24 protein-coding genes and 1 pseudogene are annotated in these 24,683 nt (G+C 62.2%); 5 read left to right on the top strand and 20 right to left on the bottom strand.

The features are described 5' to 3' along the window. Positions 1–15: 15 nt before the first annotated feature. The 17 genes and pseudogenes from ABIB91_RS27985 to ABIB91_RS27905 form a co-directional block, all read right to left on the bottom strand. On the bottom strand, positions 16–798 hold the full coding sequence (locus ABIB91_RS27985) for an alpha/beta fold hydrolase (RefSeq protein ID WP_354169179.1): 783 nt from the start codon (positions 796–798) through the stop codon (positions 16–18). Between the two features lie 148 nt (positions 799–946). Beyond that, complete coding sequence (locus ABIB91_RS27980; RefSeq protein WP_219680556.1) at positions 947–2,869, bottom strand: acyl CoA:acetate/3-ketoacid CoA transferase; 1,923 nt, start codon at positions 2,867–2,869, stop codon at positions 947–949. Continuing rightward, positions 2,869–3,990: a class III poly(R)-hydroxyalkanoic acid synthase subunit PhaC gene (phaC, locus tag ABIB91_RS27975; protein WP_354169182.1), complete on the bottom strand. Its 1,122-nt coding sequence runs from the start codon at positions 3,988–3,990 to the stop codon at positions 2,869–2,871. Before phaC ends, ABIB91_RS27980 begins: the two co-directional genes overlap by 1 nt. Continuing rightward, positions 3,987–4,661, bottom strand: a complete 675-nt coding sequence (locus ABIB91_RS27970; RefSeq protein ID WP_354169185.1) for a poly(R)-hydroxyalkanoic acid synthase subunit PhaE — start codon at positions 4,659–4,661, stop codon at positions 3,987–3,989. The genes phaC and ABIB91_RS27970 overlap by 4 nt, the downstream gene beginning before the upstream one ends. A 22-nt stretch (positions 4,662–4,683) precedes the next feature. Next, a complete protein-coding gene (locus ABIB91_RS27965) occupies positions 4,684–5,856 on the bottom strand; it encodes an iron-containing alcohol dehydrogenase (RefSeq protein WP_354169188.1) in 1,173 nt (390 codons plus the stop codon). Further along, on the bottom strand, positions 5,853–6,467 hold the full coding sequence (locus tag ABIB91_RS27960) for an adenylate kinase (RefSeq protein ID WP_035995301.1): 615 nt from the start codon (positions 6,465–6,467) through the stop codon (positions 5,853–5,855). The genes ABIB91_RS27965 and ABIB91_RS27960 overlap by 4 nt, the downstream gene beginning before the upstream one ends. A 21-nt stretch (positions 6,468–6,488) precedes the next feature. Further along, positions 6,489–7,016 (bottom strand): inorganic diphosphatase, encoded by a 528-nt coding sequence (ppa, locus tag ABIB91_RS27955; RefSeq protein ID WP_354169193.1) that lies wholly within the window; start codon positions 7,014–7,016, stop codon positions 6,489–6,491. Further along, positions 7,013–7,909, bottom strand: a pseudogene (locus tag ABIB91_RS27950) (AMP-binding enzyme); the annotation flags it as partial. The pseudogene ABIB91_RS27950 and the gene ppa, both read right to left, overlap by 4 nt. 113 nt (positions 7,910–8,022) lie before the next feature. Further along, positions 8,023–8,427, bottom strand: a complete 405-nt coding sequence (locus ABIB91_RS27945) for a phasin family protein (RefSeq protein ID WP_354169196.1) — start codon at positions 8,425–8,427, stop codon at positions 8,023–8,025. A 72-nt stretch (positions 8,428–8,499) separates the two neighbouring features. After that, positions 8,500–10,158 carry an acetolactate synthase large subunit gene (locus ABIB91_RS27940; protein WP_354169199.1) on the bottom strand — a complete coding sequence of 553 codons (1,659 nt, stop codon included), beginning with the start codon at positions 10,156–10,158 and terminating at the stop codon, positions 8,500–8,502. A 74-nt stretch (positions 10,159–10,232) separates the two neighbouring features. Then, a complete protein-coding gene (locus ABIB91_RS27935; RefSeq protein ID WP_354169202.1) occupies positions 10,233–11,270 on the bottom strand; it encodes an isocitrate/isopropylmalate dehydrogenase family protein in 1,038 nt (345 codons plus the stop codon). 63 nt (positions 11,271–11,333) lie between these two features. Next, positions 11,334–12,611: an MFS transporter gene (locus ABIB91_RS27930; protein WP_354169205.1), complete on the bottom strand. Its 1,278-nt coding sequence runs from the start codon at positions 12,609–12,611 to the stop codon at positions 11,334–11,336. Between the two features lie 80 nt (positions 12,612–12,691). Further along, positions 12,692–13,489 carry a substrate-binding domain-containing protein gene (locus ABIB91_RS27925; protein ID WP_354169208.1) on the bottom strand — a complete coding sequence of 266 codons (798 nt, stop codon included), beginning with the start codon at positions 13,487–13,489 and terminating at the stop codon, positions 12,692–12,694. A gap of 77 nt (positions 13,490–13,566) precedes the next feature. Then, positions 13,567–14,874 (bottom strand): MFS transporter, encoded by a 1,308-nt coding sequence (locus tag ABIB91_RS27920; protein ID WP_354169265.1) that lies wholly within the window; start codon positions 14,872–14,874, stop codon positions 13,567–13,569. Between the two features lie 278 nt (positions 14,875–15,152). Further along, complete coding sequence (locus ABIB91_RS27915) at positions 15,153–16,229, bottom strand: ABC transporter substrate-binding protein (protein WP_354169211.1); 1,077 nt, start codon at positions 16,227–16,229, stop codon at positions 15,153–15,155. A gap of 87 nt (positions 16,230–16,316) precedes the next feature. Beyond that, the gene (locus ABIB91_RS27910) at positions 16,317–17,738 is read right to left on the bottom strand and encodes a sensor histidine kinase (protein ID WP_354169214.1); all 1,422 of its coding nucleotides are present in this window, start codon (positions 17,736–17,738) and stop codon (positions 16,317–16,319) included. Beyond that, positions 17,738–18,400, bottom strand: coding sequence for a response regulator transcription factor (locus tag ABIB91_RS27905; protein ID WP_007597464.1), 663 nt, complete (start codon positions 18,398–18,400; stop codon positions 17,738–17,740). The genes ABIB91_RS27910 and ABIB91_RS27905 overlap by 1 nt, the downstream gene beginning before the upstream one ends. Positions 18,401–18,603: 203 nt before the next feature. On the opposite strand from ABIB91_RS27905, the gene ABIB91_RS27900 reads away from it, so the two are divergent. The 4 genes from ABIB91_RS27900 (at position 18,604) to ABIB91_RS27885 (ending at position 22,167) form a co-directional block, all read left to right on the top strand. Then, entirely contained in the window at positions 18,604–18,906 is a 303-nt protein-coding gene (locus ABIB91_RS27900; protein ID WP_354169218.1) for a hypothetical protein, read from the top strand. 154 nt (positions 18,907–19,060) lie between these two features. Beyond that, positions 19,061–19,294 (top strand): hypothetical protein, encoded by a 234-nt coding sequence (locus ABIB91_RS27895; protein WP_354169221.1) that lies wholly within the window; start codon positions 19,061–19,063, stop codon positions 19,292–19,294. A 255-nt stretch (positions 19,295–19,549) separates the two neighbouring features. After that, positions 19,550–20,233 (top strand): response regulator, encoded by a 684-nt coding sequence (locus ABIB91_RS27890; RefSeq protein WP_219680579.1) that lies wholly within the window; start codon positions 19,550–19,552, stop codon positions 20,231–20,233. Beyond that, on the top strand, positions 20,230–22,167 hold the full coding sequence (locus tag ABIB91_RS27885) for an ATP-binding protein (protein WP_354169224.1): 1,938 nt from the start codon (positions 20,230–20,232) through the stop codon (positions 22,165–22,167). Before ABIB91_RS27890 ends, ABIB91_RS27885 begins: the two co-directional genes overlap by 4 nt. A 117-nt stretch (positions 22,168–22,284) precedes the next feature. On the opposite strand, the gene ABIB91_RS27880 is transcribed toward ABIB91_RS27885, so the two are convergent. Then, positions 22,285–22,566, bottom strand: coding sequence for a hypothetical protein (locus ABIB91_RS27880; protein WP_007597469.1), 282 nt, complete (start codon positions 22,564–22,566; stop codon positions 22,285–22,287). A gap of 235 nt (positions 22,567–22,801) precedes the next feature. Between ABIB91_RS27880 and ABIB91_RS27875 the strand changes: the two genes are divergently transcribed. Continuing rightward, complete coding sequence (locus ABIB91_RS27875) at positions 22,802–23,026, top strand: cysteine rich repeat-containing protein (RefSeq protein ID WP_007597470.1); 225 nt, start codon at positions 22,802–22,804, stop codon at positions 23,024–23,026. A gap of 85 nt (positions 23,027–23,111) precedes the next feature. Here the strand turns inward: ABIB91_RS27875 and ABIB91_RS27870 are convergent, their stop codons facing one another. Both ABIB91_RS27870 and ABIB91_RS27865 read right to left on the bottom strand, forming a co-directional pair. Continuing rightward, a complete protein-coding gene (locus tag ABIB91_RS27870) occupies positions 23,112–23,831 on the bottom strand; it encodes a hypothetical protein (protein WP_354169229.1) in 720 nt (239 codons plus the stop codon). 86 nt (positions 23,832–23,917) lie between these two features. Beyond that, a complete protein-coding gene (locus ABIB91_RS27865; RefSeq protein WP_219680587.1) occupies positions 23,918–24,628 on the bottom strand; it encodes a hypothetical protein in 711 nt (236 codons plus the stop codon). Positions 24,629–24,683 lie beyond the last annotated feature (55 nt).

Raw genomic sequence — 24,683 nt, 5'->3', positions numbered from 1 at the left:
CTAAAGCGCTCAGCGTTAAGTGGGGTCGTTGCCGCTCAGAAACTGTGTCACGACCTCGATCTGGTCATCAGCGATCAGGGCCGGCGCATGGCCGCAGTCCGCGACGGTGTGAACGCGGACATTGCGATTGCGCCGCATCATGTCCTTGAGGACGCCTTCTGAAAGCAAATCCGATTGCTGCCCGCGTATCACAAGAATGGGGACGTCGATCGCGTCCCAGTATTTCCAGAGATCGACGCTGTAGTGCCAAGGATTTCGAAAGGCATGGGCGATATTCGGATCGCACAGCGGCCTGAAACAGCGTCCCTCCGCGCTCCAGACCACACTATGCGTTGTCAGATGCCGCCAGTGCGCATCCTCCAATCGCCCGAACGGAGCCAGAACCCGCCGGTAGTAGCCTTCGGCCTGTTCGATCGTCTCAAAGGATCTTGGCGCATCGTTGAGATTGGCGCCGAGGCGAAGCAATCCGGTCCAGGGCAGATAAGGCCCAATATCGTTGATGACGATGCGACGGATCGGACTGCCCGGAAGGGCAGCCAGCACCATCCCGATCAAGCCGCCCAGCGACGTTCCAACCCAATCGATCTCCGTTGCATCAAGAGCTGCCATCAACACGGTCATGTCGCTGCAATATTGCGGCAAGGCATAGTCGCTGCTGTCGTGCAGCCGTTCGCTTTGTCCGCGGCCCGGCAAGTCCGGGCAGACGACCTGCCGCCCTGCCATTGCGAGAACTGCGGCGAGGTGATCGAAGTCCCGGCCGTTTCTGGTCAACCCATGGACGCAGAGCACCGGCCGCACTGCGGGCGCGGGCCCCCAATCCGTGAATGCGATGCGATGGAAGCTGCGCCGGGTCAGCCCGCGCACCGATCCGGTGCGGTCGGGCGCCCTCTGCCGTCCTTCAGGCCAGTCCGCGGGGCGCAACTCGGTGGATTTCAGCCCCATCGGTCTATTCGACAAACCGGTGGGCGTCGGCCGAGGTTTCGAAGATATGCGGCGCGACGTCGCGGCGGGCCAGCGCGTCGCCGAGCTTCAGGCGCATGAATGCGCTGGTGGTGTAGCGCGAGGCATGATCGTAGCAGGTCCGCTCGACCTCGGCGGCCATTGAAAACCATTTCTCCGCCATGTCGGGAGCGATGTAAGACGAATCGTAGTTGACGACTGCGGAAAACCGGCGTCCGACACGATGGAAGAGTTCGAGGATCGACGCCCGGATTACCTCGACGTCGGCATCTCTATGGACCCGATAGCCGTCAAGTCCGAGAAACAGCGTGTTGCGATCGGCATCGTACGACAGCCGCTCCGCCAGCGGCCGATTGAGCAGCCGGTCGTCGAGCTGCATCAGCGCTTCGCTGAACAGCGAAACATCCATGGATTTCGGCGCGCGGATGATGGGCCGAAAGCCCATGAGCGCGAGAATGTCGCGCTCCATATCGATACCCGGCGCGATCTCGATCAGTTCGAGACCTTCGGGAGTGAGGCGGAACACGCATCGCTCCGTCACATAGAGAACGGGCTGCCTGTTGGTTGCGGCAAGCTGGCCCGAAAACGTGATCTGATCCACCTTGCCGATGAATTTCGAGGACTTGCCTTCGCTGAGGATCTTGAGCTGACCATCCACGACCGACGTCTTGAGCCCAGCGGTGGTAAAGGTGCCTGCGAAGATCAGCCGGCGCGCATTCTGGGATATGTTGATGAAGCCGCCGGCGCCGGCCAGGCGGCCATTGAACAGGCTGACGTTGACGTCGCCGCGGCCATTGACCTGAGCCATGCCGAGACAGGCCAGATCGAGCCCGCCGCCGTCGTAGAAATCGAACATCTGGTTCTGGTCGATGATCGATTCTGCATTGATCGAAGCACCGAAATCGAGGCCGCCTTGCGGAATACCGCCGATGATGCCGGGCTCGGCAGTCAGCGTCACAAAGTCGAACAGCTTCTCTTCGGCGGCAACCGACGCAACGCCCTCGGGCATGCCGATGCCGAGATTGACCACGCCGCCCATCGGCAATTCCAGGGCGCAGCGGCGCGCAATGATCTTGCGGTTATCCAGCGCCATCGGAACATTGCGATCGGCCGGCGCGCGCAATTCGCCCGAGAATGCTCCGTTGTAGCCAGTGGCATAAGTCTGGACATGGTTTTCGGGCTGCGCAACGACGACGCAGTCGATCAAGACGCTCGGAATCTTGACGTGACGCGGATTGAGCGAGCCGGAGGCGGCGATGCGCTCCACCTGCGCGATGACGAACCCCTTGCAGTTCTTGGCGGCCGTTGCCAGCGCCAGATTGTCGAGGGTCAAGGCCTCTTTTTCCATCGAGATGTTGCCGTTGTGGTCGGCGGTGGTACCTCTGATGATCGCAACGTTGATCGGAAATGCCTTGTAGAAGAGCCATTGTTCGCCGTCGATTTCGATCAACCGCACCAGCTCTTCGGTGGTGCGCGCATTCAGCTTTCCGCCGCCATTGGCTGGATCGACGAAGGTGCCGAGCCCGACCTTGGAGAGAAGCCCGGCCTTGCGCCCCGCAATTTCGCGAAACAGATGCGATACGCATCCTAGCGGCAAGTTATAGGCCTCGACGTGATTGTCGACCGCCATCCGTGCCAGCTTCGGAACCAGGCCGAAATGTCCGCCGACCAAGCGTTTGATCAGGCCGGGATGCGCCAGGCGGTTGAGGCCGCGATCGGCGCCGTCCCCCGGCGCCGCCGCGAACACCAACGAAAGGTCCCGCGGCTCTCCGGTCTGCACGAAGCGCCGCTCCAGCGCCTTGATGATCTCGTCGGGCGTTCCCACGCCGACGAAGCCGGACGAGGCGACGGTGTCACCGGAACGGATGATGGCCACCGCCTCGGCGGCGTCGACGATCTTGTTGCGCATCAGGCTTCACTTCCGGGATTGGCGTCGCGGGCGACCAGCCAGTCGGCAATGCTCTGGCTCAGCTTGCCCTGCGATTTGCTGGAGACGAACAGGCCGACATGTCCGCCGGGCAGCGGAATTTCGGTATAATCCGTGCTGCCGATCTTCGCGCCGAGCGCACGCGAGCAGTCCGGCGGAATGATATGATCGTCCAGCGCGAAAACATTCAACACCGGAGCCGTGATCGACATCAGATCGACCCGACAGCCGGACAGTTCAAAGCTGCCATCGACCAGGCGGTTCTCCTGGTAGAGATCCTTCAGCCACTGCTTCGCCGCTTCGCCAGGATGATGCGGACGGTCCGCGAGCCACTTTTCCATACGGAGGAAATTCATGAACTTCGCCTCGTCATCGACGACGTCGATGAGATCGACATTGTATTTCGTCAGTGACCGCATCGGCGTCATCATCGAGAACACCGAGCTCATGAACTCGCCCGGCAGCACGCCGTAGGTATCGACCAGCTTGTCGATGTCATCAGGATCGAGGCTGCGGGTCCAGAGGTTGAGGAAGCCGTGGTGCGCGGCCTTGTCCTTGACATCGGCATGGAAGTCGATCGGGGTGATGGTGATGACGAGATTTTTTACCTTCTCCGGATGCAGAGCGGCGTAGCACGTCGTAAAGACGCCGCCTTCGCAGATGCCGAGCAGCGTGATCTTGTCATGGCCGGTTTCCTGCGCGATGCGGTCGACTGCGGCATCGATGTAGTCATCGACGTAATCATCAATTTTCAGCCATCGCTCGGTTCGGCCCGGCTGGCCCCAGTCGATCAGCCAGAGATCGAGCCCTTTTGAGAGCAGGCTGCGCACCAGCGAACGGTCGGGCTGTAAATCGGCCATGGTATACCGCCCGATCAGGCCGTAGGCCAAAAGGACGGGCGTCTTCGCGGTCGCTTCCGCCATCGGCTCGTAATGGAACAGCTCGACCTTGTCGCGGCGCATGACGAGATGCTTCGGCGTCGTGCCGATGGCGACGTCTTCATCCCGCGTATTGGCGATCAGCTGTGCCGCCTTGAACATTTTCTCGGCATTGGCCGCCATGTCGCGGGCGACGCGCAAGGTCTGATCCTCTTGATCGCTCATCGTGCGCCTTCGCTCTTCTGGTCGCGGATCTGGCGGGCGAGCGTACGGACTTCTCGGCGGAGTTCGGTCAATTGCCGCGTCACGTCGTCGAAATCCTTGCGAGTCGGCAGGCCCAACATGGCTGACGCCGCTTCAGCTACGTCATCCTGCCGACTCCGCAATTTGAGCCCCGCCTGGAGTAGCTCTTTCTGAGCTTGCAAAAACCCGTCGGTGCGCTGGTTACGGATCAGTTCCTCGTTGGAGATTTCGCTCCATTTGGCGAACGCCTCGCGCCACGCCGGATGCGGGGAGCCACCGCTAGCCGTTGCGGACATCGTCTCGTAAAACCGCTTCGACGCTTCAGGCCACGGCGCGGCAGCGACCGCATTGTAGCTCGCAAGCCGCTGACGCATCTCGATCCAGGCGCCAAAGGCCAACGCCATTTTCCGGTCGATGTCCCAGACGTCGGCAAGCCGCGGCCCCTGCGCCATTCGCTCGATCGCTGCCGACAATTCGTTGCCGTCGCCAAAACCACCCGGTTTCTCCGACAGACGCGCCAGCATGAACGGTGCCATCGACCCTGACCACGCCTCGACCATGCGGCTCGAGGATTCGGCCATCGTCTGCCAAAGCTTCGCCCATTCCAGGCCGGGATCGGAATCAACGGAAGCCGATTTGTCGTTCTCGCTCATGCTGCTCACTCTTTGTGCCCGTTCAGGCTGCCGCGCGGTTGCCGAACGCCTCGGTGTAGATCGCAAGCGCATCGTCGAAGCTCAATTCCCTGGGATTGTTGACCAGAAGCCGCGTCTGCTTCATCGCGTCCTCGGCGAGCTTCTTCAGGTCGCCCCTCGCGATGCCGACATCGGCCAGCGAGGCCGGCACGTTGCAATCCCGGCAGATCGCCGCGATCGCATCGACGAACAGCCGTGCCCGCTGGCTGACACTCATTCCTTCCGACTTGGGATCGACGATCGGCGCCAGTTCGGCGTATAGCCCTTCGGCCTCCGGCAAATTGAAGCGCAGCACCTGGGTCAGCACCAGGGCATTCGACAGGCCATGCGGCACGTGGAACAGCGCGCCGATCGGATAGGCCAGCGCGTGCACGGCGGCCACCGGGGAATTGGCGAACGCCATGCCGGCCAGCATCGAACCCAGCAGCATTTGCGACCGCGCTTCGAGATTGGATCCGTCCGCACAGACCGTCCGGACATTCGCCGACAGCAGGGCGAGAGCCTGCCGCGCCAACTGGTCCGACATCGGATTCTTCCGGTGCTTGCTGGTATAGGCTTCGATCGCATGGACCATGGCGTCGATGCCGGTCGCCGCGGTGACATGCGCGGGCAGGCCGAGCGTCAGCTCCGGATCAAGGATCGCCCAGTCCGGAAGCAGGCGGGGCGCAACGACGCCCTTTTTCTCGGTCGTCGGCGTGGTGACGATCGCGATCGGGGTCACCTCCGAGCCCGTTCCGGCCGTTGTCGGCACCAGCAGCAGCGGAAGGCGTTCGCCCTTGGCAAGGCCGACGCCGTAGATATCTTCGAGGCGATCAGGCGTCTTGGCCAGATAGGCCACCAGCTTCGCGGTATCGAGCGCGCTGCCGCCGCCAATCGAGGCAACCAGCTCGATGTCCTTGTCACGGCAAAGTGCGACCGCCCGCTTGATGATATGCGACGGCGGATCCGCCTCCACATCTTCGAATATTGTCAGTTCGCAGCCGCCGGCAACCAGGCCAGCCTCGGCGTTTTTCGTCAGGCCGGCATTGCGTACACCCTTGTCGGTCACCAGCAGGACACGTTTTGCCGCGTATCCCGCGACCAACTCCGCCAACTTCTTCGATGCGCCTGCCTCGAACAGGATGTTGGGCGGTGCCTGGAACGTAAAGGCTTTCATCTGACATCACTCCTGATCTGATCGGACGTTACTGCCGCAAGCGCCGCGGCGAGCTGTTCGGTCACGGCGTCAATCGGCTGCAAGCCGTCGACGATGTTGAGCAGTCCCTGCGACCGGTAGTATTCCGTGACCGGCGCGGTTTGCTCGCGATAAACGTCGAGCCGGGTCTTGAAGACCTCCGGATTATCGTCGCGGCGCACCGGCGCGCCTCGGCTTGCCGCCTCGTCGGCGCGCCCCTTGATGCGGTCGAGCAGTGCATCTTCATCGACCTTGAGCTCGAGTACCGCATCGAGCTTAATGTCCCGACTGGCCAGTTCCCGATCGAGCGCTTCGGCCTGGGCGACCGTGCGCGGGAAGCCGTCAAGGATAAAGCCGTTTGCCGCGTCGGAATGATCGATACGGTTGGCGATCACGGACACCACGACATCGTCGGGCACAAGTTCACCGCGATCCATGATGTGCTTGACGCGCAATCCCGCAGCCGTGCCTTCCGCGACCGCCTGGCGCAGCATGTCACCGGTCGACAATTGCGGAATCGCAAATCGAGTCACGATCCTCGTCGCCTGCGTGCCCTTGCCTGCGCCTGGCGGCCCCAACAGAACCAGTCTCATATCCTTGCCCATATCTCGGTTTTAGCTCTTTGCCCGGGCGATTGCCTCGACGATCAGTCGACGCGCTTCGGCACTGTCCCCCCAGCCGATCACCTTGACCCACTTCCCCGGCTCCAGATCCTTGTAGTGTTCAAAGAAGTGCTGGATCTGCTCGATCGCGATCTGCGGCATGTCGGCGATCCCGTTGACGTGGGCGTAGCGCATTGTCAGTTTTGGCATCGGCACGGCGATGATCTTCTCGTCGCCGCCGCCCTCGTCGTCCATTTTGAGTACGCCGATCGGCCGGACATTGATCACGGCACCAGGAGCGATCGGCCGCGAATTGGCCACGAGCACGTCGATCGGATCCCCATCATCCGAAAGCGTGTGCGGCACGAAGCCATAATTTCCGGGATAGCGCATTGGCGTATACAGGAAGCGATCGACGAACAGCGCGCCCGCAGCCTTGTTCATTTCGTATTTGATCGGTTCACCGCCGATTGGGACCTCGATGATGACATTGACGTCTTCAGGAGGATTGTCGCCGATCGAGATCGCCTCGATATTCATTTCGGCCCCGTCTTTTGGCTATGGCGGTTCTTGATGAGATCATCGACCACGGCGGGATCGGCTAGGGTCGAGGTGTCGCCGAGCGCGCCAACTTCGTTCTCGGCGATCTTGCGCAAAATCCGACGCATGATCTTTCCAGAGCGGGTCTTGGGCAGGCCCGGCGCAAACTGAATGACATCGGGTGCGGCGATTGGTCCGATCTCCTTGCGGACCCAGGCCACCAGCTCCTTGCGCAATTCCCCGGATGGCTCCGCATCGGACATCAAGGTGACGTAAGCGTAGATGCCCTGCCCCTTGATGTCGTGCGGAAAGCCGACGACAGCGGCTTCGGAAACCTTCTGATGTGCCACCAGCGCGCTTTCGACTTCGGCGGTCCCCATGCGGTGGCCGGAGACGTTGATCACGTCGTCGACGCGGCCGGTGATCCAGTAGTAGCCGTCGGCGTCGCGCCGGCAGCCATCGCCCGTGAAATACTTGCCCGGATAGGTCGCAAAATAGGTTTGCATGAAGCGCTCGTGATCGCCGTAGACCGTGCGCATCTGGCCCGGCCAGGAATCGGCAATGACGAGATTGCCTTCGCACGCGCCGGTCAGCACGGCGCCATTTGCGTCTACAACTTCCGGCATCACCCCGAAGAACGGCAGGGTTGCCGAACCTGGCTTCAAAGCGGTCGCGCCGGAAAGCGGCGAGATCAGGATGCCAGCGGTCTTGGTCTGCCACCAGGTATCGACGATCGGACAACGTCCATCGCCGACGACGCGGTGATACCAATCCCAGGCCTCCGGATTGATCGGTTCGCCGACCGAGCCGAGCAACCGCAGCGATGCACGGCTGGTCTGTTTAACCGGCCCTTCGCCCGCACCCATCAACGAACGGATGGCGGTCGGCGCGGTATCCGACTTGTCTACGCCCACTTTGCAGCCCTTCCCGACGCATCATGATGCGATTGTCTTGAGCGAATGATGCACCGTCCGCACTCCGACCGCGTGCAGGCACCATCCTGTTATCAAGCGATACGATCGTCGCTTTGAGGCGAGCGGTCCTCCTTATTCAGGTCAACGGTCGACGGCGGGCTCATCGCACTTGCAAGCTCGCGAAACTGCGCGTTCATTTTGTCCATCTGCTCCTTGAGATGGCTTTGATAAACCGCACTCATTTCCTGCGGGTCCTTGGCATGCAACAGCCGTTGCGCAAGCTCGAAACCCGAAGCCACATTTTCCTCGGCGAACGCGACGGCCCTTTCGTTCATCTCCTTCGCAGCCGAATAGGTTGAGCGAACGCTGGAATCGGCCTTCTCTCTCAATTTCTGGGATTCGGTTATGTATTTCGACACAGCCTCTTTCGCCTTATCGAGCGTGGTCTGCGCCATTTCCCGCATCTTCTCGGCCTGCTCGTTGATCTGCTCACTCATTGCACTCTCCATTGCCGGCGTTTGCGATCACGCCAATTTCAGCTCAGCCAATCAATGACCCTTGCCGACGGCTCACACCGTCGGCTCAACGACCTGTTTCAGCTTCTCGCGAAGTTCATCCACCAGCACGCGGGTATTTTCGCTGTAGTCGATAGGCACCACGACGAGGTGCACACCGCCGCTCTTGAACGCGTTTTCGAGTGTCGGAATCAGTGAATCCGTGCTTTCGACCCGCGAGCCTTTCGCGCCGTAGCTCTCGGCATATTTGACGAAGTCCGGATTGCCGAACGTGAGGCCAAAGTCCGGGAAACTATCGACCGCCTGCTTCCAGCGGATCATGCCATAAGCCGAATCTTCCAGGATCAGCACGACGAGATTCAATTTAAGGCGAACCGCGGTTTCCATCTCCTGCGAATTCATCATGAAACCGCCGTCGCCGCAGACCGCGAGCACGCGACGTTCCGGATGCAGCATCGCCGCCATCATGGCAGATGGCAGCCCGGCGCCCATTGTCGCCAGCGCATTGTCCAACAGCAGCGTGTTCGCCACATAGGTGCGGTAGTTGCGGGCAAACCAGATCTTGTACATCCCGTTATCAAGCGCGACGACGCCGTCTTCGGGAATGACCTTTCGCACATCGTGCACGATGCGTTGCGGCGTCGGCGGCCAGCGCTCCTCGGTGGCGCGATCGCCGATCCGGGCCAAAATACTTTCGCGAAGGCTTAACAGCGCGCCGGCATGATGCAGTCGCCCCTCGAGACGGTCGGCCAGCAACTCCAGGCTCGGCCCGACATCGCCGACCACCTCGCACTGCGGAAAGTAGACCCGCTCCACGTTGGCTGGCGTGTAGCTGACGTGGATGACTTGAGGACCTTTCGGGCCCATGATGAATGGCGGCTTCTCGATGGTGTCGTGACCGATGGCAATAATCAGGTCGGCCCGGTCGACCGCCTCGTGCACGTAATCGCGCTCGCTGAGCGCCGCCGTTCCCATGTAGAGATTGCTGCCGCCGGGTACCGTTCCTTTGCCCATTTGTGTGGTGAAGAACGGAATTTTTGTGCGGCGGACGAAGCCGCCGATGCCAGCCGTGCTGCGCGGCCGGGACGCGGCGGCGCCGAGCATGATCAAGGGCCGCTTGGCCTTGAGGATCATGTCGGCGGCGCGGTCCAGCGAGGCACGATGGGCGACCGGGATCTCAATCGGATGCGGCGCCACCATCGCGACGTCCTCGGCTTCCTCGCCCGCGATGTCCTCGGGCAGTTCCAGCAGAACCGGACCCGGACGCTCTTCCATGGCGATCCGGAAGGCATCGCGGACAATTGTCGGAATGCCGCTTGTGCTGACGATCTGGAGCGACAGCTTGGTCAACGGCTTGAAAGCGCTAACCACGTCGACGATCTGGAATTTGGCCTGCCGGCTGCTCATGATGCCCTTCTGGCCCGTGAGCATGATCATGGGCATGGCGCCGAGCAGCGCGTAGGCGGCGCCAGTCGTCAGGTTCAATGCGCCAGGGCCCAGCGTGGTGATGCAAACGCCGGGCTTGCCGGTCAGCCGTCCATATGTCGCGGCCATGAAGGCCGCGCCCTGCTCGTGGCGTGTCAGGATCAGCTTGATCGACGAGTTGCGCAGGCTTTCCACGACGTCGAGGTTCTCTTCACCGGGAACGCCGAAAATTCGGTCGACGCCCTCATTCTCGAGTGCGGCAACCAATAGATCTGAACCCTTCGGCATCTTGTTCTCCTGATCTTGCGGTAACGAGGTGGCACCAATCGTGCTCAAGCGAGGACGGCTCTCGTCAGTTGCCGTTATCCCAACCGACGAATGATGCTTTGGGTGAAATCGGTGGTGGATGCTTTACCCCCAAGATCCGGAGTGCGAACTCCGTCCTTCCGTAAAACCTGATCAATCGCTGTTCTGAGGCGGTTCGCAAGATCGGGCTGGTCAGCGTGCTCCAGCATCAGCCCGACGGCCAACAGCAAAGCGAGTGGATTAGCGATGCCCTTGCCGGCGATATCGGGCGCCGAACCGTGCACGGCTTCAAATATCGCGGCATCTGGGCCGATGTTGGCGCCAGGTGCCATGCCAAGGCCGCCGACTAGCCCGGCGAGCTGATCGGACAGGATGTCTCCGAACAAATTGGTGGTGACGATGACGTCGAACTGCCACGGATTCATGACGAGCTGCATGGCGGTCGCATCGACGATGCGATCATCCATTTTGACCTTGCCTTCGTATTTCTTTGCAACCTCGTGACCGACCTCGAGAAAGATGCCGGTCAGCGCCTTCAGCACGTTGGCCTTGTGCACGACGGTCACCTTCTTGCGACCGTTCTTGAGCGCGTAGTCGAATGCGAATTCGATGATCTTGCGCGATCCTTCGCGGGTGTTGACCCCGGTCGAAATGGCGACCGCGTGCGGATCGTCCCCGATCGGGATGTAGTGTTCGAAAGCGACATAGAGGCCGCCGAGGTTCTCTCGCACCAGCACGATATCGATTTCGTCGAATCGTCCTCCGGGAACCATGCTTCGAACCGGCCGCAAATTGGCGTAAAGGCCGAACTCCTCGCGCAGACGAACATTGATCGAGCGGAATCCTCCCCCCACCGGCGTCGTTAGCGGGCCCTTCAGGGCGAGCCGCGTGCGCCGGATGCTGTCCAGCGTCGCCTGCGGCAGCGGATCACGGCTTTCCTCGATCGCGGCCAAGCCACCCTGTTGGATATCCCATTCGAACGGAGAGCCGAGCGCTTCGAGAATGTCTACGGCCGATTTCACGATCTCGGGGCCGATACCATCGCCTGGAATGAGTGTGGCGGGCCGCTTCTGCAGTGATTTAGCTGTGGTCATCGCAAATCCCCATGAATGAAACGGCGTTTTCAGCCGGCGTCCTTCGAAACGTTGGCCCGGCGTTCAATGGACCGGCTCCTGCACGGTCACGGCGTCGTGTTGCGGATTTCGGCCGAGCGCCAGCACCATGATGCACCCCGCGCCGGACAGAGCGGCAAGCGGCAACAGCCCCAGTGAGTAGCTTCCAGTGGCATCCTTGATGACGCCGAGCAGATAGCTCCCCAAGAATCCGCCGATATTCCCGATCGCGTTGACCTGCGCGATTGCGGCGGCGGCAACGCCAGCCGACATCCATTCCGTCGCGAGCGCCCAGAACGGCCCCTTGACCACGTAGGTGGCCGTGACGGAGACGCACAGCAAGAGTACGACCGGAAGGAGCGCGCTGGCGAATGGAGCGACCGAAAGGCTGATCGCCAATAGCAGCAGCGGAATCGCGGTGTGCCAGGTTCGCTCGCGCGTGCGGTCCGAATTCCGGCCCCAGAGGACCATCAGCACCGACGCAATTCCGAACGGGATGGAATTGACCAATCCGGTCTCCATGTTGCTCAAGCCGAACGACTTGATGATCTGGGGCTGCCACAGCGAAAGAACCTGGCTCGAGCCGGACGCGCCGGCATAGATCAGCGAGGCGGCGAGAACATATTTGTTGGACACGACCTGCCAAAGCGACAAATGCGCCGCGGCCTTTTTCGGCGAAGAGGTGTCGGCGGCCAATCTATTGGTCAGCCAGTTGCGCTGCGCATCGGTGAGCCATCGCGCATTGGCAGGACCGTTGGGAAGCACGAAGAACGAGGCGATGCCCAGAAATACCGCAGGTACCGCCTCCAGCACGAACATCCACTGCCAGCCGTGATAGCCGAGATATCCCTCAAGCTGCAGCAACGAGGCGGAAATCGGCGAGCCGAGGAAACTCGAGATCGGAATCGCAACCATGAAGATCGCGACGATCCGGCCGCGGTATTCGGCGGGGAACCAATAGGTCAAATAGAGAATGACGCCGGGAAAGAACCCTGCCTCGGCAGCGCCCAGCAACATTCGCACGAGATAAAACGAGTTGGGCCCCACCACCAGCGCCATGCATGCGGCGACGATGCCCCATGTGATCATGATCCGCGCGATCCAGAGCCGGGCTCCCACCTTCTCCATCGCCAGATTGCTCGGCACCTCGCAAAGGACATAGGTGATGTAGAACAGCCCGCCTCCAAGGCCGAACGCGGCCGACGAGAGGCCGATATCCTGGTTCATTTGCAGCGCGGCGAAACCGGCGTTGACGCGGTCGACGAACGCGATGAAGTAACAGACCATCAAGAAGGGAATGATGCGGAACGTCACCTTCCGCATTGTTTCCTTTTCCATGTGCGATGGCTGCGCAGCAGTTGAAGTCATGGCGTCCTCTCGCCTCCCGCAGATCTGAAGCCGGTCTATTTTTCCGATGCCGCGAAGGGATCGAGACCCGCTTTTTTCAGGGCCGGAGCAGCTGCAGCTGAAGCGAGGAAGGCAATGAGAGCCCGTCCGGCTTCCGGCTGACTGGCACTGGAGGTTATGCCTGCAGAAAAGATCGTGATTTTCTGCACGTCTGGCGGGAGCGGCCCCACAAGGTCGGCTCCAGCGATCGGCAGAAGTTCACTGATCTGTTGAAAGCCGAGTTCGGCGTCACCGCGTGCAACAACACTCGCGACCGGCTCGGCCGGAATCATTTTGGCTTTGTCCTTCATCTCGGCGGCAATTCCGAGACGCTTGAACAGCTCGTTGCCGACATAGACGCCGCTGGCGCTATCGGAGTATGCAACCGACTTCGCGTTCAACAGTGCCTGTTTCAATGCGTCGGACGTACTGATATCAGGCTTTGGCGTCCCGGCGCGTACCGCGATCCCGATCGGCGAGCGCACCAGGTCGACGCGGCTGGTTCTGACCGCCCTGCCCTGCTTGATCATCTCGCCCAGCGCGTCGCCGACCATGATGAGCACGTCCGCTGCCTCCCCACGTGCCAGTCGCACTGGGATAGCGTTCTCCGTCGTACCCATCGAAGGGCCATAGGCCGTGACGACCGTGTTTCCCGTCGCGCGTTCAAATTGCGGTACGAGCTCCTTGTAAGGCGTCGCCAAGCCTCCCGAGATCATGACCCTGACCTCGGACGCCCCGGCGATTCCCGCCGCGGCCGTCAAAACAATCAGCAAGCTCAGCGCAACTAGCCTGCGCACGACGATCGTCACGCTCATCGGCAATTTCCTTCGATGCTATTATTCGGGGACTGTGCTTGCTCGTTGACGGTCGAAATCATCGAGCACTTTGGTGGTCACGTCCCTATCGCCGTCTCAACCGAACTAGCGCCGGATAGCGCGCGTCGTTCCTGCGGCCTGTAAACGAGGTACGTCCCGGCCAGACCACAGAGCGCTGCCGCGCTCATCCAATATCCCGGCGATGCATTGTCACCAGTGGCAGCGATCAGCCAGGTGCAGATCGCTGCCGTAAACCCTCCGAACGTCGTTGCCAGACTATATGCGAGGGAGAATCCCGACGTTCGTACGCCTACCGGCATGACTTCGGTCAATGCGACGATCATCGCGCCGTTGTAGCTGGCGTAGATGAACGACAACCAAAGCAGGACCGTCAGCATCTTCGGGAACGTCGGGCCTGCGGCCAACCAGGAAAGCGCGGGATATGCAGTCAGAAATGCCAAAGTCGAAAAGGCGATGAGGATCGGCCGACGACCAATCCGATCGGACAACGAGCCCATGATGGGAAGCCAGATGAAATTCGATATTCCCACGCAAATCGTCACGATCAGGCCGTCGGCCGCGGTGAGTTTGAGGACCGATTTGCCGAATGTCGGCGTGTAGACGGTAATGAGGTAGAACGACACCGTGGTCATGATCACCATCATCATCCCGGCAAGAACAACGCTCCAGTTTGCGAGGATGGAGCGATAGATCTCGCGGGGTGTCGGATGATGCTTCCGCGCCAGGAATTCATCGGTTTCCTGCAGCGAGCGTCGAATGAAGAACACGAAAGGAACGATCAGGCAGCCGATGAAGAACGGAATGCGCCAGCCCCAATCGTTAAGTTGCGCCGGTGCAAGCCATGCATTCAGAGCAAACCCCAGCGAGGCCGAGACGATGATCGCGACCTGTTGACTAGCCGATTGCCAGCTGGCGTAAAAACCCTTCTTTCCCGGTGTGGCCATTTCCGAGAGATAGACGGAAACACCACCAAGCTCGACGCCAGCCGAGAAGCCCTGCAGCAGGCGCCCAATCAAGACGAGGATCGGGGCCAAGATGCCAATCGTTGCGTAACTTGGCACGAACGCGATGAGCACCGTTCCGGCAGCCATGATGGATAATGTAACGATCAGGCCTTGGCGCCGCCCGATCCGATCCACGTAGGCGCCGAGGATGATGGCGCCGAGCGGACGCATCAGAAAGCCTGCGCCAAACGCGACAAAGGTCAGCAGCAGTGACGCGTATTCATTTTCGAGCGGGAAGAATGCTTTGGCGATGTACGACGCGTAGACGCCCGACAGAAAGAAATCGAACATCTCAAGAAAGTTGCCACTGGTGACGCGGAGCACCATGCCAAGCTTCGACTGTCCGGTGTTAGCCGTCATGCCGTCCTCCCTTTTTATCGTTTGTGATTCTTTGTCTTGTTCACCTGTCAGGCAGGTGTTGCAAACTTGATCGCGGCCGGATTGACCGATACGCGAGGCGCTATCGTTCAAGCTAGGCTGCCTCACCGTATATCAGCTGCCTGTCATCAACCTGTCGCTGATGCACCCTGCAGGAAATTTGGTCGAAGCCGGAGGTGAAGACGGCGCGCTTGGCGAGCCGGCAGATATGGGGATTTCTCTCGGATGTTATTCCGTTTGAAATCCAAATCCCTGGATCTCTATCGATCCTGCAATGCGCGGCGCCACTCTTTGAGAAAGCTCGCTCGTTTCGACTGATCGAGATAGGTGAGCAATTCTGCACCAATATGGATCGGCTTGACCGCGCCGCTGCGATCCGCAGGTATCACGCCTTGTGCGCCGAGACCGAGGCGCACAGGACCAACCGACCGGGCCAGGAGAAATTTCTGGCCGCGCTCCGAAAGCAAGTAATCAAGAAACAGTTTCGCGGATTCCGGGTGCGGCGCAGTGACAGGTATGAAGGCTATTCGCGACATCAAGGTGATGTAGTCGGCAGGAAACACGATTCCGATAGAGGCATCTTCCTTGGCCCGTTCGATCGCGTAAGAACCTATCATATTGTAGGCGATCAGATGTTCGCCGGATGAAATTCGATCAAGCACCGTTCCGGTGGTCGAGTAAAGCTTGATACCGGCGCCGCCAAAGGCACGGACCAAATCCCACGTTGTCCTGGTGATTCCGGCATCGCGCGTGATGAACAGGAAACCGGTCCCACTCTGCTCCGGGTCATAGGTTGCGATCTTGCCCCGATAGGTATCGGGCTTCCGGCTCAGAAGGCTCTTCAGATCCGCGCGGGTTCGGGGAACATCGCCCTCCGCGACGAGGTTCTTGTTATAAACAATGACAATCGGCTCCGCCGTGATGGCATAGGCTTCGTCTTTCCAGATTGCCCAATCCGGGATATGCGCAATTTCCTTCGAGACATAGGGTTGGGCATAGCCGTCATTGACGAGCTTGATCTGCAGATCCATCGCGGAGCTCCAGACAATGTCTCCGGGTGCTGCGCTGGAGGTCGAGGGATCCACGACTTGATTGTAGATTTCGTTCGAGTTGATCTTTGTATGGACGATCTCGATGTCCGGATGACCTGCCCGGAAATCGGCAAGCAAGTCGGCGACGTCCGCGTCCTGGGTCGTCGATACGATGTTGAGTTGCTCTCGAGCTCCGGCGGTAGCGGATGCTTGTCTTTTGAGAGGGCCGAGCTGCGCCTGCTCCGACATGGCAGGCCACGCCAGCAGGATTCCAACGCACAAGGCCAAGGCTTTGGCAGCCTCCATCGTGACGCTTCCTCGTCCATGAGCCGCTTTGCGGACTTTAGTTTGTTCAGGACTGCAGCCACTTCTACAGCGGCGCACAATCAGGCCTCAACTTGAGCTTTCACCATCACGCTTGGCAAGAGGAAAGCTCACGGAAACCCGCAGGCCCCGGCCTTCCGGGCCAGGTGCAAGCACGATTTGAGCCCCGAGACGGTCCGACAACGCTTTCACGATGGCCAGTCCAAGGCCGCTACCCTCAGGGCCGTTCGCCGTCGGAATCCGATAAAAGCGTTCGAAGACACGGGCCAGATGGGCCTCCGGAATTCCCGGACCGGTATCCTCGACTTCAATCCGCGCGGTCGTGGCGTCAACAACCGCGCGAACCAGGACCAACCCGCCGGGTCGGTTGTAGCGGATGGCATTGTCGATCAGGTTTGCCAGCAATTCGCCAATCAGGACGGTATTGCCGGCGATGACCGCGGGACCGTCAAATCGATCGAACTGGACGTCGATGTCGCGCGCGAACGCCTGTGGGGCACGCTCCGACAGGACATTGAAGGCGACCTCGTTCAGGTCAACGTTCTCCGCGGCCGGTTGCGCAATGTTCTGCTCGTCGACCCGAGCCAGTGTCACGAGCTGCTCGAGCAGCCGTTCAAGGCGGTTGATGGCGTTATCGACCTCGTCGAGGGCAGATTGGCCCGCCGGCGTCTCCGACCCCAGGCGTCGCACCAGATCGAGATGCGTTCGCAATATCGCCAACGGCGTTCGCATCTGATGCGAGGCATCGGCGGTGAATCGGCGCACCAGTCCAATGGCCAGATCCAGCCGCTGTAGCAGGGAATTTACCGCGAGCGCCGGTGCTAAAGCTTCCTGCGGCACCCGGGAAAGGTCAAGCGGACTGAGATTTGGACCGCCCTGGATGCCGCGCGCGTCGATTTCTTGTTTGAGTTCGCCAAGCGGCCTCAGGCCTCGATCGACCGCGTACCAGCCGAGGCAACCGATGAGGCTAATCAAGCCGGCCTCGAGCATCGCCAGTCCGATCAGCATTTCACGTTCGACGACGCGGCGCGCCTGCACCGTTTCGGCCACTGCGACGAGGACCAGCCCTGGCCTGCCGTAGACCTGCCGCGCCTGCGCGCCGATACGAACCGTTTTGCCGCGATACGCGCCATCGCGATGTCCGGTTTCGCCAGCCTTCAATCGATCGAACCCTGCGAGCGGAAGATCCTTGTAACCGGTGATCAATTCGCCAAGATAAGTCACGCTGTAATAGATGCTATCGTGCGACTGGCTCTCCAGCATGCCGAGCGCAACCTGCGGCAAGTCGACGGTCAGTTCGCCATCTTCCACGCCGACACGTTCGGCGATGGCGAGAATCGACCCATCGAGCAACCGGTCATGGACTGTCTGGACAACCCGCTGAATCAGCAACATACCGCCGATTCCAAGCACCATCGCCAATACAATGGCGGGCGCCACCAGATTGGTGAGGAGTGTTCGCCTCAACGACGGCCGCCAGGTGGCGATCACTATACCTCCAGCAGATACCCTAGCCCGCGGACGGTGCGGATCCGCGGCCCGTCGGGACCGAGTTTCTGGCGAACGCGACCAACATAGAGTTCCGCCGCGTTCGGCGCTACCGCCTCGTCGAAGCCAAACACCTCCGCGATCAGGCGCTCCTTGGAGACGACTTTGCCGGCGCGGGTCATCAGCACCTCCAGCACGGCAAACTCGCGCCGTCGCAATTCAAGCGGCCGGCCGCTCAGTGTAATCGTGCCCGCGGCGCGGTCGAACGCGAGCGGGCCACAGATCAAGGTTGGATTGGGAAGCCCCTGTCCCCTTCTCACGAGCGCACGAACGCGGGCATCAAATTCGGCGATATCAAATGGCTTGGAGAGATAATCGTCGGCGCCGAGATCGAGGCCGCTGACCTTATCGCCGGTCGCGTAACGGGCAGTCAGAATCATGACCGGAACGGTCGACCCGGCTTGCCGTATCTTGTGCAGGACGCCGAAACCTGACACGTTCGGCAGGTTGATGTCCAAGATGATGAGGCTGTAGGGTTCCAGCAAGGCGGTCTGCGCCGCCGAAGCCCCGTCAGACTCGATATCGACGGCGAACCCGGACAGCTTGAGCCGCTCGGCAAGGCCCCGCGCCATGGCGGCATCGTCCTCGACGATCAGAATCCTCACTGAACAAACCCTTGCGTTCGCACCACCCGTGCGAGGGAGACGTTACCGTGAGGCTAGAAGGACGGTATCGAAAGATCAAATCGGAGCTTCCTCGCGGAGGCTAGCGGACTGGGTCAACGCGTCCAGTCCCTCCCCCTCCCTAGCAATCGTCACATCCCGCCTGTATAAACCGGTAGCTTCTTCCGCAACTCGAAGGAGCTCAGATGAACGACCTGCACACTTGGCTTTTGCAACAGCACCACGGCCTGCGGACGTTCCGGATCTTTCAGCAAAAGCTCGAGACGCTCGGCCGCGACGACCCCGAACAGCGCGGCCTGTGCCGTCTGTTGAGCGGCCTCGTCGGCAGCTATGTCGAGACGTTCGATGAGGCTCCGCTGCCCGTCGAGGTCGCTGACGACGCCTATCATCGCCTGCTGACGCTGGTCGCAAGCCTCGACCTCGAGGGCGACACCAGCCGCCGGCTCGCGGACATCAACCGGGTTGCGGCCTGCGAACTCTGGCAGTGACGAGAGCGGCCGGCCGTACGGCTCGCGTCCGCATCCTTGGGACACTTCGCCAGAGGACCGCGTGCTTCCGGCACGCCCACGCTCGGCGGTTCGACTTCGCCGGGCCGGTCCCTATATCGTGTGGCAGCAGGTAGCGATACAGCGAGCAGCTTTGATGGCTAGGAGACGCGCGACCGAAACGGAAGCCGACGATCTCCCCCGCTATTTCGTCTGGGTGCGCGGCCTCGAGGGCCCCGAACCGCAGAAATGGATGACGATGGATTTCGGCGTCGGTGACTGGAAACGGCCGCTCGTGCTCGCCTATCTGGAGCTGCCGGAGGGCGAGCGACACTTGCCGTTGTCGGCGCTGGCCCGGCGATATCCGCCGCCGCGGGGAGAGACTTCGTAGAGGGGGGCCATCCTGGGCGAACGCGAGGATCTCACCAGCTCTCAACCCAGGGCGAGCAACGCCGGCACGGCGCGGGTCAGGGTGCAGCGTCTGCCCGCGCCGCCGACGCTATCGGCCGCAGCAAAGCGGTAGGCGGCGTCCGCGAGGGTGCGGAAGAGTGACAATGCGCCCCCATGATTATGGGTGTCGCGGCGCCGGCACCGCGGCTAAACTTGGCCGTGCGCCGCGGGGGACACGCGGTGCAGGGCGATGATCATGACCGAACAGGGCGAGACGGGTGAGGCCATCACCATCCTCCTCGTCGAGGACGACGCGCCGACCTGCTGGCGGCTCCACGACGCGCTGGTCAAGGCCGGCTACGAGGTGCGCAGCGCCGGCACGCTCGCAGAGGCCCGCGCCGGGCTCGGCGAGCGGGCACCGCGCGTGCTGCTCACCGATCTGCGGCTACCCGACGGCCACGGCGTCGAGCTGATCCGCGAGACAAGGCAACGCTTTCCCGACACCGAGATCATGGTGATCTCGGCGCTCGGCGACGAAGAGAGTGTGATCTCCGCGATCACGGTCGGCGCCACCGGCTATCTCCTGAAGGATGCGTTCCCCACTGATATCGCCACCACCGTGCGCGATCTGGTCGCCGGCCATTCGCCGATCTCGGCCTCGATCGCCCGCTTCATCGTGCGCAGAACGCAAGGTTCCGCGCAGAATGCGGCCGAGCCTCCGCCTGGTCCCGCGCTCAACACCGCAAGGCTCACCCCGCGCGAGATCGACATCCTCTGGGGCATCGCCAAAGGTTTCAGCTACGCCGAGATCGCGAGCCATCTCGGCCTGTCCCGGCAGACCGTGCCCGGCCACATCAAGAACATCTATCGCAAGCTAGAAGTGCACACCCGCAGCGAAGCGGTGTTCGAAGCGGTGCAGCAGGGCCTGATCAAGCTGTGAGCGAGATCGCGGCCAAGGCACCGGTCAAACCCGCGCGGCGCCGGCTGCTGGTCTCGCGCCTCGTACCCTATCTGCTGCTCCAGGCGCTCATAGTTGTCGCGACCGTCCTCGGGCTGCGGCTGCTCCAGCCCAGCGACCCCGACGACTTTGCCCTGAGCGAATTCTCGCTGCGCGAGGACGGCGTGGCACGTCCGGTGACGCTGCCGCATTTCACGTCGTCACGCTATTCCCTGGCCGACCCGCCGCTCTACACCGGCACCTTCACGTTCCGCCGCGGCGACGTGGCGTCGGGATGGTCGGTATTCCTGCCGCGCTTCAGCAACGCGGTGGAAGTCGCAATCAACGGCGTCGTCATCCTGGATTCCCGACGCGATGCCAACGCCAACCGGCCCGACCGCAACACTCCCCAGATCGCGTCAATCCCGTCCTCGCTGCTGCGCGAGGGCGCGAACGAGATCACGGTGCGGCTGTTGGTTTGGGGACCGCTCAAGGGCTTTCTCGACACCGTCTATGTCGGCCCGGATGCGGCCTTGCGGCCGGCCTACGAGACACGCACGCTGATGTTCGTCACGTTGCCCGTGGTGTTCTCCGCCTGGCAGTCGATCCTCGCCGTCATCCTGGCGATCATGTGGCTGATGCGCCGCCGCGAGCCGGTTTACGGCGTCCTCGCCGTGGCGATGGTACTCGGCGTGGTGCAGGCCTTCGCGCCGCCACCGGTGCCCCCCGTCAACACGTCCCGGCTCGCCGCGGTGTTGCTCGCGTCCGCACCGATCGAGAGCGCCCTGGTCGTCGTCTTCGGCGTGCTGTTCTTCGGCTGGCGCTGGCCGCGTTACGGCATGCTGCTGTTCGCACCGGGGCTCGTCGTGTTCGGTGTCGGACTGATCGCCGGCCCGCCGCTGCCGCGCATTCTGTTTCTCCTGCTTGGCATTCCCACCGTCGGTCTCTGCCTGCTCCTGATGGCCTGCGTCACCGCTGCCGCGGTGGTGCGGCGGCAGGACGCGGCAAGCTTCACGCTCGGCTGCGCGGTGACCATCGTGCTGATCTGCTGGGTCCACGACATGCTGTCGGTGTTCGAGATCGTGACCAACGAGCGCATCTTCCTCTCGCGCCTGTCCTATTCGGCGATGCTGGTCGCGATCGGCGCCGGCTTGACCTGGCGGTTCGCGCGCGCGCTGAACCAGGTCGACAGCTTTGCCGACCAGCTCGTGACGCGCGTACGCGAGGCTGAGGAGCGGCTGAAGGCGAGCTTTGCCCGCGAGGAGGAGCGTGCACGGGCCGCCGCGCTCGCCAATGAGCGCACGCGGCTGATGCGCGACCTGCATGACGGCCTCGGCGGCCAGCTCATCAGCATCGTGGCACTGTCCGAGCGCGGGCACGAGGGCGCGACCATCACCGACGCCGCCCGTGCGGCGCTGAAGGACCTCCGCCTCGTCATCGATTCCATGGACGACATCGGCGGCGACCTGATGCTCGCACTCGGCTCCTGGCGCGAGCGCGCGACCGCGCAATTGCGACCGCACGACATCGCACTCGACTGGCACGTGGCCACGCCGCAGGGGCTACCGCTGCATCCCGAGCTCAGGCCATGGCATGTCATCCAGATCGTGCGCATCCTCGACGAGGCCGTGACCAATGCGGTCAAGCACGCAGAGGCCCGCCGCATCGCGGTCACCATCGAGACGGTCGACGAAGGTCAGGGACCGTACGGTGTGATCAAGGTCGCGGATGACGGCAAGGGCTTTGCGAACGGTTCTGCGCCGGTCGGCAGCGGCGGAGCCACCGACGCGAGCCAGACCGCGCGGGGCCTTCGCAACATGAGGAGCCGTGCCGCGCGCTGCGGGGCGATGCTCGATCTCGGTTCGGATTCCTCAGGCACGCGCGTGCGGCTGCAATTGCCGCAGATTTTCCCCGACAGCGGTGCCGCCGTCGGCTGAAAAGCCCCCTCTCCGAACGTGTGGGACGCGCGGAGAGAGGGACGGGCCGGATGATTTGCCTGCGGAGGACGGGGGGTTCGTCCGCAATGCTCCTTCGCCCGAACTCTTTTGTCTTTCTCAGCGCACGCCGACGCGATTGACCGGACCACCGCGATTCATCGGCGTGCCCGCACGCACGCCGACGCCGGGCGCACCGACCCCGGGTGTCGCGACCGCGACCGCGGCGGCCGGCGCAACCACCACTGCCGCTGTCGGCCGCACCACGCAACCCTTGGGTATGCCGACCGTCTTGCAATAGACCACCGCCTGCGCCGGGCTCGTGCCCAACGAAACCATCGCCGCACCTGCCAGCGCCAAAATCGTCAGCCCGGCGCTCAGCGCTCCCGCTCTTTTCGACATCTTGCTCTCCTGCTTCCCGTTCGGCGTCCCGATGCAATCACCGGGTCTCGCAGCCGACGTGCAGCCTGAATGACAAAAGACGGCGCGCTGATACATGCCATGAAAATGGGGGTACGGCGGCGGGACGGGCTGGCCGATGCCATGAACATGGCATGGACCTGCGCCCGGGGCTCGCGAGATGGTTCGGCCCGCTTGATCCCAGGCGGGACCAATGACATTCCCAAGGAGGTGTTTTATGAAGATTTCGGTTCTTGCCGTGCTGCTGCTCGCCGCTACCGCCCAGACCGCCGCTGCACAATCGGGTCCGACGCCGCAGGAGCAGATGACCTGCCGAAGCGACGCGAGCAAATTCTGCGCCGAACACATCGGCAAGCCGCCGCAGATGAATGCCTGCCTGCGCGAGAACAAGTCGAAGCTTTCCGACGGCTGCCGCAAGGTCGTGGAGTCACACGGCGGGTAAGTGCTCGCCATCCACAGCACAAACCTCGCCGGCGCCAATGCCGTCAGGCCATAGACGTCGATGCGCCGGTCATAGAGGATGGACGCTAATCGTCGTCTCCGAATAGCCTGATCTGCGGAAAACCGCCGTGCGGCCGGCTCGGGACGTCGCGTGCATCGGCATCTTCGCGGATGTTGCGCGCGACGTCGTCCCAATCGGTGCGGTCGCGCATACCACGCGGCTCGCGGAAATCGTAATGACGGCGCTCGGCCCAGCGCTCACGGCGCTCCGTCCGGCGCCGTTCAGACGTGGCGCGCTTGACGTCAGAATCCCTGGCTTTGGCATAGGCGTTGTCGGATGACGGCTCTGTCGATGCCTGTCGCTCGGCAGGCTTTGCGACTTGCGGAGGCGACGCCGGTGGCGGTTTCGGGGGCTCCACCGCGGCCGCTTGCGAAGGCTGTTGCGCTGGCTGTTCAGCGTTGGCTTGAGTGGTCTGCGTGTCGGGCTTCACCGCTTCGGACTTTGCCTCAGGCTTGGACTCGGCCTTCGCGTCGGATCTGGCGTCGGATTTGGCTTCGGCCTGCGCTGGCGCGGCGACCATGGCGCCGAATGCTTGCGAGCCGGTGAGATATTGCAGGCGCTCGGATGGCGCGTCCGTCGTGGCGGGCTTGGCGTCAGCGCGCTGCGCGATCTTGCTGGTATCAGGCCCCTGCTTGGGCGAGACCGGATTCATGATATTGCCGGCGACAATGCCGCCGCCGAGACCAATGGCGATGGCTGCGACGATGGTTCCTGCACCGACGAAATAGGCTGTCGAGGCGCGCATTGGTCCACTCCCTCTTTGGAGCGGGCAACGCTTCTCGATTGCCTGATGTTCCCGATACAGGCGCAGTTCCGGAAGGAACTTGCGCGTCAGATCTGCTGCGCGACCTTCTCGAGCCCGATGATGCGGGCGAGTTTGCGCACTTCCTCTTTCTGGTCGTCACGCAGCTGGAACAGGAGCGGCATCGCGGCCGACTTCAACTGCTGGACCTCGTCGCAATTGGGATCGATCGGCACGCCCTGCACGTTCGGATTGGACAGCTTGTTTGCCGAGATCTTGCGGACGACGTTGCGCAGCGCGGTTTCGACCGAGGGCCAGTAATATTCCTGCGACGACGACAACTTCAGACGGTCCCTGATGCCCGCGATCTGCACGTCGGACAGGAGCGAATAGGATTTCTGCGGCTGCGGCTTGGCAACGACCTTCGGCTTGGCCGGGACTTCGACGGCAGGAATCTCTGCAGCGGCCGGAGCCTCGTTCACGCTCGCCTTGGGCATCGGGAAATCGGATGGCGTGGCGGCGGCAAACGCCTGGCGCAGCGGTTCGGTCAGCACGGGCATTTGCGAGAGCTTGTCGGCCGGAACCTGGACCGGGTCGATGGCGGCCGAGGCCAGCGCCAGCGTCGGAACCAAACGGTCAGCCTTGGCCGCCCGATTGGTTGCAAGCGGCTTGGGTGCCGGCGCCTGCGTGATCATTTCGGCGCTGACGCTGGGCACGCTGTCGCGGCCGAGAATGGCGGTGGTGGCGGCGCCGAGGACGAGGAAGCAGGTCAGCACGACGATGGTGATGGCTTTCGACAAACGTCTCTCCGCAACCGGCTTCAAGTCCACGTGATCACTGCCCGGAAACTGGGCG

This window comes from Bradyrhizobium sp. JR4.3 (assembly GCF_040547695.1).
In the GTDB taxonomy this organism is placed as follows: domain Bacteria; phylum Pseudomonadota; class Alphaproteobacteria; order Rhizobiales; family Xanthobacteraceae; genus Bradyrhizobium; species Bradyrhizobium canariense.
Note: the sequence above shows the minus strand (reverse complement) of the source record. Positions and strands in the feature narration are given on the sequence as shown.